This window comes from Actinomadura sp. NPDC000929, assembly GCF_040492065.1.
In the GTDB taxonomy this organism is placed as follows: Bacteria; Actinomycetota; Actinomycetes; order Streptosporangiales; family Streptosporangiaceae; genus Spirillospora; species Spirillospora verrucosospora.
This window is the reverse complement of the sequence record NZ_JBEUPA010000050.1, coordinates 18,899-36,304: the sequence shown is the minus strand read 5'-3', so window position 1 is coordinate 36,304 and position 17,406 is coordinate 18,899. Positions and strand designations below refer to the sequence as shown.

15 protein-coding genes and 1 other RNA gene are annotated in these 17,406 nt (G+C 74.3%); 8 read left to right on the top strand and 8 right to left on the bottom strand.

The window, feature by feature from the left end:
• Window positions 1–19: 19 nt before the first annotated feature.
• Together ABWI04_RS19415 and ABWI04_RS19410 are read left to right on the top strand one after the other, a co-directional pair.
• Window positions 20–1,231 (top strand): glycosyltransferase, encoded by a 1,212-nt coding sequence (locus ABWI04_RS19415; protein ID WP_353833302.1) that lies wholly within the window; start codon window positions 20–22, stop codon window positions 1,229–1,231.
• A gap of 44 nt (window positions 1,232–1,275) precedes the next feature.
• On the top strand, window positions 1,276–1,665 hold the full coding sequence (locus ABWI04_RS19410; RefSeq protein WP_345178541.1) for a RidA family protein: 390 nt from the start codon (window positions 1,276–1,278) through the stop codon (window positions 1,663–1,665).
• Between the two features lie 12 nt (window positions 1,666–1,677).
• Here the strand turns inward: ABWI04_RS19410 and ABWI04_RS19405 are convergent, their stop codons facing one another.
• Entirely contained in the window at window positions 1,678–4,389 is a 2,712-nt protein-coding gene (locus ABWI04_RS19405; protein ID WP_353833301.1) for an ATP-binding protein, read from the bottom strand.
• A 204-nt stretch (window positions 4,390–4,593) separates the two neighbouring features.
• Here ABWI04_RS19405 and ABWI04_RS19400 point away from each other — a divergent pair, with 204 nt between their 5' ends.
• Window positions 4,594–6,771 (top strand): hypothetical protein, encoded by a 2,178-nt coding sequence (locus tag ABWI04_RS19400; protein WP_353833300.1) that lies wholly within the window; start codon window positions 4,594–4,596, stop codon window positions 6,769–6,771.
• Between the two features lie 5 nt (window positions 6,772–6,776).
• Here the strand turns inward: ABWI04_RS19400 and ABWI04_RS42820 are convergent, their stop codons facing one another.
• From ABWI04_RS42820 to ABWI04_RS19375, 4 genes are all read right to left on the bottom strand, one after another.
• Entirely contained in the window at window positions 6,777–8,930 is a 2,154-nt protein-coding gene (locus ABWI04_RS42820; RefSeq protein ID WP_502913138.1) for a DUF2510 domain-containing protein, read from the bottom strand.
• 69 nt (window positions 8,931–8,999) lie between these two features.
• On the bottom strand, window positions 9,000–9,398 hold the full coding sequence (locus tag ABWI04_RS19385; protein ID WP_185026136.1) for a hypothetical protein: 399 nt from the start codon (window positions 9,396–9,398) through the stop codon (window positions 9,000–9,002).
• 52 nt (window positions 9,399–9,450) lie between these two features.
• Window positions 9,451–9,795 carry a DUF6191 domain-containing protein gene (locus ABWI04_RS19380; RefSeq protein ID WP_345178533.1) on the bottom strand — a complete coding sequence of 115 codons (345 nt, stop codon included), beginning with the start codon at window positions 9,793–9,795 and terminating at the stop codon, window positions 9,451–9,453.
• A 45-nt stretch (window positions 9,796–9,840) separates the two neighbouring features.
• Window positions 9,841–10,392 carry a pyridoxamine 5'-phosphate oxidase family protein gene (locus ABWI04_RS19375; protein ID WP_345178532.1) on the bottom strand — a complete coding sequence of 184 codons (552 nt, stop codon included), beginning with the start codon at window positions 10,390–10,392 and terminating at the stop codon, window positions 9,841–9,843.
• A gap of 113 nt (window positions 10,393–10,505) precedes the next feature.
• Here ABWI04_RS19375 and ABWI04_RS19370 point away from each other — a divergent pair, with 113 nt between their 5' ends.
• The 4 genes from ABWI04_RS19370 (at window position 10,506) to rnpB (ending at window position 13,619) form a co-directional block, all read left to right on the top strand.
• Window positions 10,506–11,327, top strand: coding sequence for a Nif3-like dinuclear metal center hexameric protein (locus ABWI04_RS19370; protein ID WP_345178531.1), 822 nt, complete (start codon window positions 10,506–10,508; stop codon window positions 11,325–11,327).
• Window positions 11,324–12,067 carry a zinc ribbon domain-containing protein gene (locus ABWI04_RS19365; RefSeq protein ID WP_345178530.1) on the top strand — a complete coding sequence of 248 codons (744 nt, stop codon included), beginning with the start codon at window positions 11,324–11,326 and terminating at the stop codon, window positions 12,065–12,067. The genes ABWI04_RS19370 and ABWI04_RS19365 overlap by 4 nt, the downstream gene beginning before the upstream one ends.
• On the top strand, window positions 12,064–13,167 hold the full coding sequence (locus ABWI04_RS19360) for a bifunctional RNase H/acid phosphatase (protein ID WP_353833299.1): 1,104 nt from the start codon (window positions 12,064–12,066) through the stop codon (window positions 13,165–13,167). Before ABWI04_RS19365 ends, ABWI04_RS19360 begins: the two co-directional genes overlap by 4 nt.
• 55 nt (window positions 13,168–13,222) lie before the next feature.
• Window positions 13,223–13,619, top strand: an RNA gene (gene rnpB / locus ABWI04_RS19355) — RNase P RNA component class A.
• Window positions 13,620–13,654: 35 nt separating this feature from the next.
• On the opposite strand, the gene ABWI04_RS19350 is transcribed toward rnpB, so the two are convergent.
• Window positions 13,655–14,089 carry a DUF3592 domain-containing protein gene (locus tag ABWI04_RS19350; protein WP_353833298.1) on the bottom strand — a complete coding sequence of 145 codons (435 nt, stop codon included), beginning with the start codon at window positions 14,087–14,089 and terminating at the stop codon, window positions 13,655–13,657.
• A gap of 246 nt (window positions 14,090–14,335) precedes the next feature.
• Window positions 14,336–14,581: a hypothetical protein gene (locus tag ABWI04_RS19345; protein ID WP_353833297.1), complete on the bottom strand. Its 246-nt coding sequence runs from the start codon at window positions 14,579–14,581 to the stop codon at window positions 14,336–14,338.
• A gap of 271 nt (window positions 14,582–14,852) precedes the next feature.
• Here ABWI04_RS19345 and ABWI04_RS19340 point away from each other — a divergent pair, with 271 nt between their 5' ends.
• Window positions 14,853–15,056, top strand: a complete 204-nt coding sequence (locus ABWI04_RS19340) for a hypothetical protein (RefSeq protein ID WP_353833296.1) — start codon at window positions 14,853–14,855, stop codon at window positions 15,054–15,056.
• Window positions 15,057–15,104: 48 nt separating this feature from the next.
• On the opposite strand, the gene ABWI04_RS19335 is transcribed toward ABWI04_RS19340, so the two are convergent.
• Window positions 15,105–17,363, bottom strand: coding sequence for a SulP family inorganic anion transporter (locus ABWI04_RS19335; protein WP_345178525.1), 2,259 nt, complete (start codon window positions 17,361–17,363; stop codon window positions 15,105–15,107).
• Window positions 17,364–17,406: the final 43 nt, after the last annotated feature.

The window sequence follows — 17,406 nt, the reverse complement described above, 5'->3', positions numbered from 1 at the left end:
CACCGGCGGGAGCCGCCCGGTGAGCGCCCGCCGTGTCCGGGTGCCGTCCCTGCTGGGCGATCCCGGGGTCGCGCGGGCGTGCACCTCGCCGCGCCGCTTCCTGTTCGCGGTCCCGCCGCTCGCGGGGCACGTCGCCGCGGTCGCCGCGGTCGCCGCCGAGCTCGCCCGCCGCGGCCACAAGATCGCCTGGACGGGCCACCGCCCGTCCCTCGAACCCCGGCTGCGCCCCCGCTCGCGGATCTTCAGCGCCCTCGACGACGGCGACGCGGCGCGCCTGTGCGACGACCGGATCCGGGGGCGCGGTCCCGCCGACCCGCGCTTCTGGGAGGAGTTCCTCGTCCCCCTCGGCCACGCGATGCTGCCCGGCGTCGAGACGGCGGTCGACCGGTTCCGCCCGCACGCGGTGGTCGGCGACCAGCTCGTCCTCGCCGCGCCCGTCGCGGCCCGCCGCCGCGAGATCCCCTGGGCCACGGCCGCGGCGACGCCCGCCGAGTTCACCCGCCCGCTCGCCGACCGGCCGGAGGACGAGCGGCGGGTGCGCGAGCGGATCGGCGGGTTCCAGCTCGACCACGGCATCGACGACCTGCTCGACCTGCGCTTCTCCGACCACCTCGTGCTGGTCTTCGCCACCGGCGCGCTGCTCGGCGACATCTCCTTCTTCCCCGACCACTTCGCCTTCGTGGGGCCCGTCCTCGGCCGTCCGGCGCCGAGCGCGTTCCCGTGGGACCGGCTGGACGGCCGGCCCGCCGTGCTCGTCTCGCTCGACACCGCCGACGACCTGTCACGCGAGCGGTTCTTCCAGGCCGCCGCCGAGGCCGTCCGCGAGCTGGACGTCCAGGCGGTCTTCGCGGCGCCGGCCGCCCTGGTGGGGGACGTGCCGCCGAACGTCATCGTCCGCGACCAGGTTCCCCGGCCCAAGCTCCTCGAACGGATGTCGGCGGTCGTCTGCGACGGCGGCTACGGCGCCGTGTGCGAGTCGCTGGCCCACGGCCTCCCGCTCGTGGCCGCGCCGGTCCGCGACGACCAGCCGATCATCGCGGGGCTGCTGGAGAAGGCGGGCGCGGGGACGGCGGTCCCGTTCGACGCCGTCCGTCCGGACGGGCTGCGGGCCGCCCTCGCGACCGTCCTGGCCGACGGGCCGCACCGCGCCGCCGCCGGGCGCGTCCGCGACTCCTTCGCCGCGGCGGGAGGCGCCGCCGAGGCCGCCGACCGCCTGGAGAAACTGGCCTGACCCCGCGGGCGGCCGGGATCCCGGAGCGCTCCATACTTGCGGCCATGACGGAACGACGCGCGATCCTCAGCGGTTCGACCTTCGAGGAACGGATCGGGTACGCCCGCGCAGTGGTGGACGGCGACCGGGTCCACGTCTCGGGCACGACCGGGTTCGACTACGCCACCATGACCATCTCCGACGACGTGGTCGAGCAGGCCGAGCAGTGCCTGCGCAACATCGAGGCCGCGCTCGCGGAGGCGGACTGCACGTTCGCCGACGTGGTGCGCGTCCGGTACCTGCTGCCCGAGCGCGCCGACTTCGAGCCCTGCTGGCCCGTCCTGCGGCGCCGCTTCGGCGAGGTGCGGCCGGCCGCGACCATGCAGGTGTGCGGGCTCGCCGACCCCCGCATGAAGATCGAGATCGAGGTCGACGCGCGGAGGGCGGGCAGGTAGGGCGGGGGCGGCCTAGCCGGCGGCGACGAAGGAGTCGAGGAGGCCGCCGAGGTTGCCGAGGGGGGACGCCGCCTCGCGGAGGCGGTCGGGCCAGTCGGGGTCGGTGCGCTGAGCGCCCACCGCGGTCTCCAGCCCGTGAGAGGAGCCCCACAGCGCGAGATCGCGGGCGGCGACGTCGCGCTGGTCGCGGTCCCACCAGGCGCTGACGGCGCGGAACTGCGCGGCGAGCGTGTCACCGGGGATCGCACGCCCGTAGCGGCTCTCCCACTCCCCGCTCCGCGGATGGCGCCCGCCGTCGGGAGCCGCTCGCCGCGCCTCCCCGAGCTCCTCCAGCAGGAGGCACCAGCGGTACGGGGCGGCGAAGAACTCCACCTCGTCGGCGGCGCACGCGCTTCCTCGCAGGAGCGCGGCCAGATGGCCGGCCACACCGGCGGGGGCGGCGCGGGACGCGACGGCCGCGTCCACCGCGTGCGAGACGGCGCAGTCGCGGGCACGGGGCGGCAGCCCGTCCAGGACGGAGGGGGAGGGGCGGGGGGAGCCCCAGCCGGTCAGGTGGGCGGCGGCGGCGAGCTCCGCCCACACCACCAGCTCGGGACGGTCGGACAGGACCCGCTGGGCCGTGCGCATGTCCCGCAGCGTGCAGGGGGAGTCGTGGCAGTCCGGCCCGCACGTCCCGCTGCGGGGGGTCACGAGCGCGCGGGGCGAGGCCGTGGGCGGCGCGGCCTCCTCCAGGCGCGAGCCGTCCGGCATCCGGACCAGGTGCGGGTAGTCCATGCCGTCGGTGAACACCGCGCCCTCGCCCGGCGTGAGCGTGACGAGGAACTGCGACTGCCCCTCGGTGATGTTCATCGTGGCGCCGACCGCGTCCCGGTCGTCCTTCGCGGGCAGCCGGTGAACGATCTTGACGGCGGTGTTCTTGATGACGTCCGGGACGAGCTTGGACGGGATCTGCTCCGCCACGATCAGCCCCTCCCCGTACGCGCGGATCTCCGCCAGCAGGCTCGCGAACGTCTCCACCGCGTGGGACGCGGGACCGGCCTGCTCGCTGCGGCGCAGCAGCCGGTGCGCCTCCTCGAACACGCTGAGGTGCCGCAGCCCGGGCGGCGCGCCCTGCCGCTGCCGCAGCCGCAGGTGCTCGACCAGCCGGACCAGGACGGTGCCCATCAGGAACGCCTTGTCGCGGTCGTCCCCGACGTCCTCGATCTCCAGGACGACGTTGCGGGCGAGCAGCGCGTCGAAGTCGATGGGGTGGCCGCCCTCGAAGAACCGCCCGGTGGTGCCGAGCCGCAGGCTGGACAGCCGGACCCGGATGAAGCCGCGCACGTTGTCGGTGATCTCCTGGCCGTAGCCGATCTCGTCGACGACCTGCTCGGCCGTGGCCTGGAGGTCGGCCAGCGTCGGGTAGCGCGGCGCGGTGCCCGGCACGGTCGGCTCGCCGAGCGCGAGGTCCCAGCCGAGCCGCTCGTAGCAGCGGGTCAGCGCCGCCGCGAGCACCTGCGGGAACGGCTCGTCGGCCTCGAACGCCGCGAGGAACAGGGCCCGGACGAGGTCGGCGTGGGTCTGCAGCGGGAACGGCCGCCCGTCCGGTCCGGTCGCCGGTTCGAGCGGGTTGATCCCGGCCGCGATCGCCTCGGCGTCCCCCGGGCGGACCGTGACGACCTCCGCGTCCGGGAGCCGCGCCGCCATCAGCCGGTACTCCGCCTTCGCGGGCTCCACCACCAGCCACGGCAGCCCCGCGCCCGACGCGGCCGCGAGCAGCGACCGGACGGTCTGCGACTTCCCGGCGCCGGTCGCGCCGCACACGAACGTGTGCCGGTTCAGGCTGGACAGCGGCAGCGAGATCGGGCCCACGTCGCGGCGGTTGCGGTCGAGGACCCGTCCCAGCGCGACCCCGCCGCCGGGCGATTCGGGCGTGACGTCGAACTCCGGCCGCATCACGAACCGCACCCCGGCGACCTCGCGGACGGGCGGACGGGCCAGCGCCGCGACGAGCTGCGTGCTCGCCTCGAACGGCCCCGCCGCGCCGGGGACCAGCGCGTACGGCAGGCGGCCGAGGTCCGCCGACGCGCACACGAGCGCCGCGACCCGCGCGGCGGCCCGGGGCGTCGCCGCCCCGGCCGCCAGGTGCACCCGCCAGAGACCCGACGTGGCGGCCTGGCGCAGCTCGCGGTGCCGCTTCTCCATCCGGAGGGCCGCGACCGAGTCCTCCGGCGACAGCTCCGCCATCGACCGGGCCCGCTGCTGCCGGTCGGCCAGGTCGTCGGCGAGGCGCCGCGCCTCGTCCGGGTCGACGGGCTCGGCGACGAGCATCCAGGCGAACGCCTGGGTCCACACCGCGAGCAGGCCGTCCTCCAGGGACGGCCGCGCGGGCTCCTCCGGCGGGGGATCCTCCACGAGCAGGCCGTCGGAGATGCCGCCGATGCTCACCCAGTGCGGCATCGAGTCCTCGCCGACGCCCTCGGGCAGCAGCGTCCCGCGCCCGCCCGCGGGAAGGCTCAGGGTCGCCGCGCGCCCGTCGAGGTCGGCGACGAGGCCGTCCCCGCCGACGAAGACCTCCGTGGGGCCGAACGCCTCCGCGCGCCGCCAGCCGACGAGCACCGGCTCCTTGCCCGCGTGGTACGCCGAGACCAGCGCCGCGAGCCGCTGGTCGCGCCACTCGTCCCGGCCGTCGGACTCGTCGGGGCGGGGGACCTCCGTCAGCCGGCACACCGCGAGCCCGCGCACGACGTCCCACATGGTCAGCCGCGCCGGCGGGCCGGGCCGGACATTTTCGCGATCTCGCCTCGGTCCAAGGTCATGAGCAGTCAGGCTATTGAGCAAGGACCCCGTTGGGAAGGCCGATTCCCGATCAGGGGCCTGACAAGTCACATGTCAATCTGCTTGGGTTATTTGCGGCATATCGAGCGGGGCGGGACGGGGGTTCGGATCGTGAGGGCGGTCGACCATGGGGGATTGCTGTCGCGCCGCGAACGGCTCTTCACCCCCGATCCCCGTCTCGGCTGGGTGTTCCGCGACCGCTGGTGGTTCCTGCGCCCCTTCCCGGAAGCGCCGCCCCAGCAGCAGGCGCTGCCGGACTACCTGGCGCGCCGGGTCCTCCAGACCGAGCAGCTCGCGCAGCGCAGGCTGAGCCGGACGCTCCCCGTGAGCGCGACGATCGCGATGGTCCTCGTGCTCTTCGCCGCCTGCTCGGCGGGCGGCTCCGGGTCCGTCTCGATCGGCTCGCTCCTGCTGGCCGCCGTCGTCCTCGCCCCCGGCGCGGCGCTGACCTGGTGGGCCGTGCGGCAGCGGCAGAGCGCCCGGAAGGCCCACGACCTGGCCCAGCAGCAGATCATCGGCGGCTACCAGGACCAGGCGCGGCAGTGGCACGCGCGCAAGCAGGCACACGACGCCGCGGAGCGCGCGCGGCTGCACGACCTGCCCGAATGGGGCGCGGCCCGGCGGCCCGGCCGCCGCCTGGACGTCTTCGGCGGGACGCTCTGGGCGTGGGAGGCGCTGCTCACCACCTACGGGACGTCCACCCTCGCCGTCCAGCCGCTGCTCGTGCTCGACCTGTCCCGCGAGGTCGTCAGCCGCGAACTGGTCGAGCTCGCGCAGGCCGCGTGGATGGGCGTGGACGCGCAGCTGCTGCCCAGCCGCCAGGCCTCCTCCGGCCTGCTCGCCGACATGACGCCCCGCGACCTGGTGGACGCGATCGTCGAGTCCATGCACGGCGGCACGCCCGACGCCGCGCGCGCCGACCGCAGCATGGACGACCGCATCCTGACCAAGGTCTGCGGCGCGCTCGGCGACGACGTCACGCTCGGCCGGATCGCGGCGGCCCTGCGCGCCCTGATGGGCGAGCCCGACGACGGCGACGCGCTGACCCGCGACGAGCGGCGCCACATCGCGAACGAGCTGTTCACCGTGGAGTACCGGCGGCAGGCCCACGCGAACCTGTCGCGGATCGAGTCCTACATCCATCCGCTGGAAGACCTCGGGACGGCGCCCGCCGACAGGGAGGGCGCCGGCTACCTGACCTGCGTCGCGCTCGACAGCCAGGCCCGCAACGTCCGCTCCGAGCTGCTGACCGACCTCATCGTCCAGTGGGTGACGCACCGCATCACCGCGTCGCAGGCCTCCACGCCCGCCCTCGTCGTCGCCGGCGCGGACGAGCTGGCCCGCCGCCACCTCGAACGCCTCTCGGACGCCTGCGAGCGGCGCGGCGTCCCGCTGACCCTGTTGTTCCGGCGCCTGCGGGAGACCTCCGCGGAGATGATCGGCGGCGGCGCCGTCGCGTTCATGCGGCTCGGCAACCACGAGGACGCGGCCCGCGCCGCCGACTTCATCGGTCGCGACCACCGCTTCGTCCTGTCGCAGATCACCAAGAACGTCGGCGGGAACGAGTCCCACACCACCACCGAGACCGAGGGCACGGGCGACTCCGAGACCTACAGCACCAGCCGCACCACCGGGACGTCCCGCAACTGGGGGACGTCCCGCTCGTCCGGCACCACCTACTCGGGCGGCGAGATGTTCGGGCTCTTCCCCGATCGCTCGACGTCGCACCAGCGCGGCAGCAACCGGGGCGGCTCCACCAGCACCAGCGACACCGAGGGCACCTCCACGTCCACGTCGCGGAACTGGTCGGCCGCCTACTCCTACGCGGAGGGCACCAACTGGAGCGACGCCGACACCACGCAGCGCGTGTACGAGTACGTGGTCGAACCCGTCACCCTCCAGCACCTGCCCGACCACGCGCTGCTGCTGGTCGAGTCGGCGCCCGGCGGCGGCCGTACGATCACGCCCGTCGAGTGCGACCCGGCCATCATCACGCTGGACCGCGTCACCACCGGCCCCCTCCCGGACCCGCCGCCCCCGCAGCAGGCGCTCCCCGCCCCCGGCCCGGCGCTGGCCTCGCCCGGCCCGTCGCCCCAGCCCCAGCCCCAGCCCCAGCCCCAGCAGTGGGGCGCGCCGTCCGCCCCGCAATGGGCCGCCCCGACAGCGCCGCCCCCGCCGCGGGCGCCCCTGTCGACCCGGCCGGGCCCGCCGCCCGGCCAGCAGACCGGCCCGCGGCCGCCCGACGACCCCCGCCAGGGCCCGCCGCCGCTGTTCGGCGGGCGGACCTGACCGGCTCAGCCGAGCCGGCGGCGCAGCGCCTGCGCCCGCCGGACGAGGGGCAGTGGCAGCCCGTCGGGCTGGTGCTCGATGCGATGCTCCACGGCCGCGACCAGGTCCGCGCCGAACCCCATGCCCACCGCCGCCGCGTCCGCCCGCGCCTCGCCCCCGGCGCCCAGCAGCCGCGCGCCCAGCGAGGCGGCGTAGGCGAGCGCGGCCGGCACCGCCACCAGCGCCGTCACCGCCAGGGCGACGGCGGCGAGCAGGAACACCCCGAGGAACCCGATCGGCCGGTGCCACTCGACGGCCCGCTTCCACATCGGGCCGATCGGCGACCACGCCGTCCGCAGCGCCCACTGCAGCGTCCGGTTCGGCAGCGTCACCTGCGCGTGGACGAACGCCGGCACCGCCCGCCACCCCTGGAGGTGCCCCAGCTCATGGGCGAGGACGGCGGCGAGGTGCCCGGGCGCCAGCGATCGGGCCGACTGCGACGTGACCGCCACCGTGCGCGCTGACGGCCTGCACGCGTTCAACCCGTCCGACTCCACGACCACGAGCCGGTAGCCGCTGACACCGGCGTGCTGCTGCACGTAGCGCCACGCGTGCTCCAGCCGCGCGCGCTCCTCGCCGTCCGGCTCCCGGTAGCCGTACGAGCGCGGGGCGCTGAGGGGCGCCAGCAGCAGGAGCGCCCACACGGCGAACACCGAGACGGCGCCCCAGAAGGGCCAGACGGACGCCGCCCCGAACGCGACGGCGGCGACCACGCCCCCTTCGACCAGCACGACGAGGCCGATCGCGACCCTGGCCCGCCCGGACGGCGTGCCCTGCGGTTGCCCTGGCGGAAGATAACGCGGCCCAGGCTCCTCCGCCTGCCGCGGCGCCTCCGCCGCCCGCCGACGCACCGGCCCGGCGGCCCGCGGCGCCGGAGGCCGCGGAGCATGAGGCTTCCGCAGCCCCGGCGCCGGCGGCGCCGACGACTCCATCCGAGCCTCCTGCAAGGGCGGCGGCTGCGCAGGCCGCGCCGAAGGAGCCCCTCCAAGCCGCGGGGGAGGCGCAGACGATTCGAACCGCGCCTGCGGAGGCACGGGCCACGAGCCCGCCCCCCGCCCTGACTCCGCACCCGAGGACGCCCCATGCGGCCGCGCTGCCCGAGCCCCCGCCGAGGGCGGCACCCGCGGAGAAGGCGCCGCACGGCCCTCACCGAGACCCGGCGGCGGAGTTTCCGCCGGGGGCGGCGGGACGGGTGCGTGCGGGCGTGTAAGCGTCGTGGGGCGCGGTGGTGTCGTGGGGCGCGGTGGTGTCGTGGGGCGCGGTGGTGTCGGGCCGGGCGGTGAGGTGCGCGGCGGGGGTGGAGCGGAGGGCGCGGGGGGCTCGCCGAGGCTCGGTGGCGGAGTCGTCGATGTTCTCGGCGGAGCTTCCGCCGAGGGAGGCTGCGCGTTTGCGGACGGGCGCGAAGGCGTCGTAAGGCGCGGCGGCGGGTCCTGCGGCCCGGCCGGGGCGGACGGCGTGCGAGCCTCTGTCTCCGGTGAAGCTTCCGGCGAGGGCGGCGAGGGCGGCGAGGGCGGCGGAGGCGCGGCGGGCCGGGGCGGGGGTGAAGGAGCGGCTGCGGGCCGCTGCTGGGGCGGCGAAGGGGGGCGCTGCGGTGTGGGGGACGCGCCGAGGCTCGGCGGGGGAGGCGTGAGGGGGTTGGGCCGAGCCTCTTGGAAGGGCGACTGTGAAGCAGGCGGCGTCTCGGCAACAGGGGGCGTCTCGACAACAGGGGGCGGGGCCGCGTGCTGCGGCACTCCAGGGCCTGAAAGCGGCGTGTGCGGTGCTTGTGGTGACCCGGGCGGTGGCGCGGGTGCCGGGGTGGCGTCGGACGGGGGGCGGAGTGGAGGCGCGCCCGTGGAGTGTTGCGGTTCGGACCCTGAAAGCGGCGGTGGCGCGGGGTGCGGGGACGGTGCTTCAGGCTCGGTGGCCGCAGGGGAAGGCGGCTCAGGCGCCGGCCGGGGTGCGGGGGTGGGGCGTTGCGGGCGCGGGGCGGGGGCGGGCGGGGGTTCGGCGCTCAGGTTGGCGCGGCGGCGTGCGCGGGAGTCGTAGCGGCGCGATTCGCCGGTCCAGGTCTGACCGTCCCAGTAGCGTTCGCGACCCATCAACTCCGGATCTGGGTACCACCCAGGTGGTGCGCTCACCGGAACCCCGCCTCCCGTAAGGAACAGATCAAGGCTTGCGCACGGCGCGACACAGCGTCAACACGGCGGTCACAGCTTGGGGGTGAAGGGGCGGCGATGGGCGGGATCGTCCGGCTCGGCGAGGCCGCGCAGGGCCGTCTCGACGAGCTCGATCCCCTGGAGGAGGGAGACGAGGCGGGCGCCCTCGCGGCGGTAGGCGTCCAGGACGGACTCGACGCCGTGCGGGGGGACGACGTCGCCGAGGTCGACGCGAGCGGTGCGGAAGCCCTCCCGGGCCGCCTCCACGGACGCGTGGACGTGGTGGCGGGCCATGCGGGCGAGGGCGATGGGGTAGCGGCGCAGGACGCCGTAGCGCCGGTACTCGGGCGGGACGAGTTCCAGCAGCCAGGCGAGCGCCGTGTCCACGAAGCGGTCGGTGCCCGGCGGATGCACCTGCGAGGGCCAGCCGGGCGGAACGTAGGTGCTCACGAGGGCAGGATAACCCCGATTCGAACCTATGTTCGAGAGCGGTTCAATGTGATCATGCGGGGGGCGGGGTGCGCCGGATCCGGATCTTGCCGGACTCCAGGTCGTCGCGGACGTTGCCGGATCCGGTCTGCTCGTGGTCGTCCTGGCGGAGCACCTTCTCCCGCTCCAGCTCCTCCTGCTTGACCTTCTTGGAGCCCTCGAAGGCGGAGGCGAGGTCCTCGAACATGCCCCCGCCGAAGCCGGCGCCGGTCTCGCCGTCGCCCCTGATGGCCCCCATCAGGGACGACTTGCCCGTCCCCTCGCGGGGCCATTCGATGGTCTCCGGCTCGGCCGCCTCCGGGCGGTTGCCCATCGGACGGCCCTTGACGCGCTTGCGGCGGCGAAAGGGTGGCTTCACACACTCTCCAACGCGATGAGTCTCCAGAATGATCCCAGCGGACATTCAGGTTACAAACGACCACCGGGTGGGAGAACCGGTGAAATCTCCCTGGCGGAGCCCGAACACCGACTGTGGCCGCACCGCGACGGTGGCGTTCACCTCCGGGTCCAGGAAGTCGACACGATAGCGCGTGGCGTACTTGGAGTTGACCAGGTCGATGAACCGCTGTAGATCCCGCAGTTCGGTGACGATCTCGGCGCGCCCCTCGATGACCACGGGGTTCTCGGCCTCCTCGGTGGTGACCACCACCTGGGGGTTCGCCCGCAGGTTCACCATCTTGCGGGACGGCACCGCGCTGCTGAACAGCAGCGCCTCTCCCGACCAGGCGCCCCAGACCGGCATGGAGTGCGGACGTCCGTCCGGCCGCACCGTGCATACCCAGAAGTTCCGGGCGGCCCGCAGCCGCTCCACGGCCCAGGACCACGGCAGCAGGCCGCTTCCCTCGTGCGGTCCCTGGATGCCGTAACCCGGCATGTACGGACGTTCCGCCTTCGGTTCGACGGGTCGGATGGGCTGGATGGGCTCCGGTTCCGCGGCGGCGCCGGCGGCCGACATGGCGTTCCTCCCTCGGTCGTGCACTGTCCGTCCCATATCGTTACAGACCTTGGCGTCTCGGGGTGACGCTCGGTGGCTCGTTGGGAGCGCCCGGGCGCGGTAGCCTGCGGGACGTGCGCCTATCCCATGTCATCTCCGCTTTGGAGGAGCTCTACCCACCCGCATGGGCGGAGTCCTGGGACGCCGTCGGCCTCGTCTGCGGCGACCCCGGCCAGGAGGTGGGACGGGTGCTGTTCGCCGTCGACCCCGTCGCCGCCGTGATCGACGAGGCGCTGGCATGGGGGGCCGACCTCGTGGTCACGCACCACCCGCTGCTGCTGCGCGGGGTGCACTCGGTCGCCGCCACCACGCCCAAGGGCCGGCTCCTCCACCGCATGATCACTAACGGGATCGCGCTGCACACCGCGCACACCAACGCCGACCGGGCCGTCCCGGGCGTGTCGGACGCGCTGGCGCGGGCCGTCGGACTCACCGGCGAGCTGCGCCCGATGGTCCCCGCCGACGACGACCCGCGCCGCGGCCTCGGCCGGATCGGGGAGCTGGACGAGCCGGTCGCGCTCCGGGAGTTCACCCGGCGCGCCGCGGCCGGGCTGCCGTCCACCGCCTGGGGCGTCCGGGCGGCCGGCGACCCGGACCGCCCCGTCCGCACCGTCGCCGTCTGCGGCGGCGCCGGCGACTCCCTGCTCGGCACCGCCCGGGCGGCCGGCGTCGACGTCTACCTCACCGCCGACCTGCGGCATCACCCCGCGTCGGAGTTCGCCGAGGAGGGCGGTCCGGCCCTGGTGGACGCCGCGCACTGGGCGACCGAGTGGCCCTGGCTCGCCGACGCCCAGCGGCGCCTGGCCGGGTCGTCCCCAGAAGCGGGCAAGTTGGAGACCCGGGTGTCCACGCTCATCACCGACGCGTGGACCCTTCACGACGAAGGAGCAAAGTGAAAGCCGCACCGCAAGCCCAGCTTCGCCTGATCGACCTGCAGGACCTCGACAGCTCTCTCGACCGGCTGGCGCACCGCCGCCGCACGCTGCCGGAGCTGGCGGAGATCGAGCGGCTGGAGGGCCGGCTGACCGAGCTGCGCGACGCGATCGTGGCGGCCGAGACGGAGGTCGGCGACCTGAGGCGGGAGCAGAAGAAGGCCGAGCAGGACGTCGACCAGGTCCGCACCCGCGCCGACCGCGACCAGAAGCGGCTCGACTCGGGGCAGGTGACCTCGGCCAAGGACCTCAGCAGCCTGCAGACCGAGATCGAGTCGCTGCACCGCCGCCAGTCCGACCTGGAGGAGGTCGTGCTGGAGATCATGGAGCGGACCGAGGAGGCCGAGGGCCGGGTCGCCGCGCTGAACGCCGAGCGCTCCGGCGCGCAGGAGGAGCTGGCCGGGCTCACCGAGCGCCGCGACGCCGCCCAGCGCGAGATCGACGACGAGGCCGGGGCGTCGAGCGCCGCGCGCACCGCCGTCGCCAAGGACGTCCCGGACGACCTGCTCGGCCTCTACGAGAAGCTGCGCGGCCAGTTCGGCGGCGTCGGCGCGGCCAAGCTGTACCGCGGCGCCTGCCAGGGCTGCCACCTCGCGCTGAACACGGTCGACCTGAACCGCATCCGGGCCGCCGCCGAGGACGAGGTCATCCGCTGCGAGGAGTGCCGCCGCATCCTCGTCCGGACGCCCGAGTCGGGTCTGTGAGCGCCGGCCGGAAGCTGGTCGTCGAGGCGGACGGCGGGTCGCGCGGCAACCCCGGGCCCGCCGGGTACGGGGCGCTCGTCCGCGACGCGCTGACCGGCGAGGTGCTCGCGGAGGTCGCCGAGTCGATCGGGCACGCCACCAACAACGTCGCCGAGTACCGGGGCCTGATCGCCGGGCTCGCGGCGGCCGCCGGGATCGACCCGTCCGCCCGCGTCGAGGTCCGGATGGACTCCAAGCTCGTCGTGGAGCAGATGTCGGGCCGCTGGAAGATCAAGCACCCGGACATGGTGCCGCTGGCGCTGGAGGCCCGCGAGCTCGCCGCCTCGCTGGGGGCGGTGTCCTACACCTGGATCCCGCGCAACCGCAACGCGCACGCCGACCGGCTCGCCAACGAGGCCATGGACGCCGCCGCCCGCGGCGAGCACTGGACGCGCAAGGTCGAGGAGGCGCCGGAGGACTCCGAGCCGCTTCCCCGGCCCGCCTCGTCCATCCCGACGACCACGCTGCTGCTGCGGCACGGCGAGACGCCCCTGTCGGTCGAGAAGCGCTTCGCCGGGATCGGCGACGTCCCCCTCACCCCGCACGGCCTCGCCCAGGCCCGCGCGGCCGCCCTCGCCCTCAAGGACCGGGGGATCGACGCGATCGTCACCTCGCCGCTGTCCCGCTGCCGCGACACCGCCGCGGAGGTCGCCGCCGTCACCGGCCTGGACGTCCGGGTCGAGGACGGCTTCCGGGAGACCGACTTCGGCGACTGGGACGGGCTCACGTTCGCCGAGGCGGGCAAGGGCTGGCCGGCCGAGCTGAAGGCGTGGCTGGCCGACCCCGACGCCGCTCCGCCCGGCGGAGAGAGCTTCGCCCAGGTGTCCCGCCGCGTCCGCACGGCCCTGGACAAGCTGAAGGTCCGCTACCGCGAGCAGACGGTCCTGGTGGTCTCGCACGTCACGCCGATCAAGCTCCTCGTCAAGGACGCCCTGGGCGCGCCCATGTCGTCCCTGTACCGGATGCACCTCGACGTGGCGGCGCTGACGTCCGTCGACTGGTACGCCGACGGCCCGGCGACCCTGCGCGTCTTCAACGACACCCACCACCTCCCCGCCTGACCGGCGACGGGTACGTGTGCGGCACACGGAGCCGCTAACCTTGAACCACGGCGGACGAGCCGGCCGGACGGCCGCGTCGGGGAGCGATCCCCGTCGAGGAAAGTCCGGGCTCCACAGGGCAGGGTGGTCGGTAACGCCGACCCGGGGTGACCCGCGGGACAGTGCCACAGAAAGCAGACCGCCACCGGTCCGCCGGTGGTAAGGGTGAAACGGTGAGGTAAGAGCTCACCAGCGCCCACGGTGACGTGGGCGGCTAGGTAAACCCCACCCGGAGCAAGGTCAAGAAGGGGCCCCGCAAGAGGCCCCGCGCAGGTGCCTGAGGGCGGCCCGCCCGAGCCTGCGGGTAGACCGCTGGAGACCGCCGGCAACGGCGGCCCGAGATGGATGGCCGTCACCCGCCGCCCCGCAAGGGACGGCGGACACAGAACCCGGCTTACAGGCCGACTCGTCCGCCCCCGGGTCCTCCCATCAGGGCACGACCGTGGCTCTACGCTGCGGCGGATGGGCGGGCACGAGTGCGGTAGGCGCCGGCGCCTGAGGCGACCGCGGCGAGCGTGAACACCGCCGACGCGACCAACGACTTTCCCAGGTCCTGGAACGGCTGAACGTCAGCCGGGTTCTCGGGGTCGTACGCGACCTCTACCTGGGTTCCTTGCCCGGCGCTTCCAGGCCAGTCGCGCCGGCTCTCCTCAGCCTTCACCCTCCTGCCGTCGGCCGTCGGGAACTCGACGACTAGGTGGCCGGAGGAGCGGTTACCGCCGACTTCCAGTATCTGCGCGGTCGCTCGCGCCTTGCCCGCCTGTCCTGCCCACGCGGCTATCGTGCCGCCGATCCAGACGACTGAAAGCAGACCCGTGACGGAAGCGATGATGACGCACGCGACATGGACCGGGCGATAGCGGCGCGAACGTCCCCTCGACATAAGACCATGATCGCAGGCCGTTCTGGTGCCGCACCGCACTCCGGTGCCCGGCGACGAAACCCCTGAAAAGCCGCCTGGTCCGCCTTCTGCCGCTTCGGCACCGCGCCGGACGACGGCCAGGCCGTCCGGGACCTCGGCGGGAGGTGGGGCCCGGTGGTGGCCGGGCCCCGATGATGCTGTGTTGAGGACGCCGTTCAGGCCTGTCGTGCGGCCGGTACGGCGTCAGTGGGTGACTTCGCGTACCGCCTACGGCCGGATGGTCTTCGACCCGTCGGAGTACGTGATCGTCTTCTTGTCGTCGCTGACGTGGACCCGCTCGCCCCCGGGACCCCGGTCGAAGCTGACGGCGTTCGGCTCCACGCGCTCGGGCGACGCCCCGTCTTCCGGCCGGACGTGCTTCGACCCGTCGGAGTACGTGGTCGTCTTCCCGTCGTCGCTGACGTCGACCAGTTCACCCCCGGGACCCCGGTCGAAGCTGATCTTCCTCGTCATGAGAGGACCTCCTCGGTTGTGATCGGGCCGCGGTCCGTGTCCGCGGCCATGAACCTTGCACCGCTACCGTCCGGGAACGCCGGTCACCGGCAACCGCTGAATCGTGCGCGGGGCGGCCGGGGGCCGACGGGTTGGGGACAGAGACTCTCCTGAAACAGGTCATGGGACACAGAGGCCTTCAAACGGGGCGCATACCGTCCAGGTAAGAGCTGATCGCCCTGATCGGTGACGGCGGCGGGACCGGGGTGCTGGAGTCCCGTGGAGAGGAGCGATGATGATCGTCATCGTGTTCGTGGCCCTTGTGCTCGCCGGGGTGCTGGGGAGCCTGGTGTACCTGTGGGACTTCTCGCGCGCCAGCCGGCGCGACGCGCTGTTCCTGCCGGCGACGGACAGGCGCTCGCGCCGGGCGCGCAAGGTCACGGGGATGTACGTCCGCAGCTACACGCGCGGCGAGGACGAGCTCGTCGGGCGCTGATGAGCCGGGTGCGCGGGTCGTCCTGCCGGAGGACGACCCGCGCCTGTGTCAGGTGAGGGACCGGGTCCGCGGGGCCTCGTCCGGGACGGGGACGAAGACGCCGCCGGCCTGGTCGTAGACCTCGACGTTGGCGGACCCGAGGTCGAGGTAGAGGCCGACCAGCTCGATGTCGCCGGAGTCGACCCGCTCCCGCAGCCACGGGTAGGTCCGCAGGTTGTCGAGCTGCTGCATCACGTTGATCTTGCAGAGGCGGGTGAGGGGCTGCTCGTCGGCGGGCGGTTCCTCGGCGAGGAAGCGGGCGAGGCTGTGGTTGCCGTGCTTCAGCCAGCGCGACAGGCCCTCCAGGTGCTCGACCTCGGAGCCGCCGGCGAGCAGGGCGGCCATCGCGCCGCAGTTCGAGTGGCCGCAGACCGTGATCGTCTTGATGCCCAGGACGTTGACGGCGTACTCGACGGTGGCCGCCACCGAGTCGTCGGGCGTCCCGGAGCCGCGCCGGGGCACGAGGGCGCCGACGTTGCGGTTGATGAACAGGTCGCCGGGGCCGCTCGCGGTGATGATGTTGGGTACGATGCGCGAGTCGACGCAGGTGATGAACAGATGCTGGGGCTTCTGCTCCATCGCCAGCTCGGCCATGATCGGGCGGACGAGCGGGGCCGTGCGCCCGTGGTATTCGCGGACGCCGTTCAGCAGGACGTCCGCCGGGGACATCTCGGGTGCGTCCAGCGCGGCCTCGGTTCGCCGCCGGCGGTTGGCCCAGGGGGCCCACCAGCGGGCCGGAGGCGGAGTCTTGGCAGCTTGGGAGATATCGCCAGTCACAGCTCTTTCATACCAAGCCTCGTGAACCTCGTCGATGTCGACCCTCCCCCCTTGGCGCTCGTGGGCGAGCCTCCAGCGGTGGACGGCGTCGAACGCGGCATGGTCCATGAAGTCGACGTTGAGGTCGAGGTCGACGCGGGCGTCCGCCGGGATCTGCTGCAGGGCGCGCGCGACGCGGGGAACGCCGAGGAAGGTGAACGTGCCCTCGACGACCACGTGCCAGCGGGGCGAGGCGGGCGCGTCGCCGGGGGCGGGCACGAACTGCTCCGTCCGGACCGAGAGCCGGGTGAGCCGGCGCAGGGCCAGCACCGCCATGACCCCGATGCCGAGCAGGACCCCCTCGCCGAGACCGAACAGCACGACACCCCCGAGGGTGACGAAGTAGGCGGGCGCCTCGCGGTGGTGGCGCAGGGCGCGGACCCGGGACAGGTCGGCCAGCCGGACGCCGAGCACGACCAGCAGCGCGGCGAGCGCGGCCAGCGGGACCTGCTCGATGAGCGGCCCGCAGGCCATGGCGAGGACGAGGACCCAGACGCCGTGCAGGATGGGTGACAGCCGGGTGCGGCCGCCCGCCTCGATGTTGGCGGTGCTGCGGACGATCACGCCGGTGATCGGCAGCCCGCCCAGCACGCCGGAGACGGCGTTCGCGGCGCCCTGGCCGAGCAGGTCGCGGTCGAGGTCGGCGGACGGGACGCCCGCCGGGCGGGAGCGGTCGACGGCGACGCTGCACAGCAGGGACTCGACGGCTGCCACGAGCGCCACGGAGATGACCGCTCCGGTGATACCGAACAGTGTCCCTTCCGGCATGACGGGGAGGGTCCAGCCGTCCAGCAGCGAGGACGGCAGGTCGACGCGCGGCACCCGCCAGCCGAGGGCCCAGGCGAGGGCGGTGGCCAGGGCGACGGCCGGCAGCGGGCCCGGGACGAGGCGGAGCGCCCCGCTCTTCGGCAGCCGGGACCAGCCCAGCACGACGAGCACGGTCAGCCCGGCGACCAGCGCGGACTGCGTGTGCGGCCGCGCGAGCTGGCCCGGCAGCTCGCTCAGGTTCGCGACGGCCGACTGCTGGGGGCTGCCGCCGAGGACCACGTGGACCTGGGCGAGGACGATGACGACGCCGACCCCGGCGAGCATGCCGTGCACGACGGCGGGGGAGACGGCGAGGGCGGCGCGCGCGACCCGGCTCGCGCCCAGCACGATCTGCACGAGTCCGGCGAGCAGGGTGATCGTGCAGGTGGCGCGCCAGCCGTAGGTCTGCACGAGGCCGGCGACGAGGACGGTGAGCCCGGCGGCGGGCCCGCTGACCTGGAGCGGCGAGCCGCCGATCAGGCCCGCGACGATGCCGCCGACGACGGCGGCGATCAGTCCGGCGGCGACGGGTGCGCCGGAGGCGACGGCGATGCCCAGCGAGAGCGGGATCGCGACGAGGAATACGACGAACGAGGCGAGGAGATCTCGCCGGAGCGTGGATGCGTTCGGTGGCTTAAAAGTCACACAACGTATTCAATCATGTGCTCAGCGCTTCCCTCGGACACGA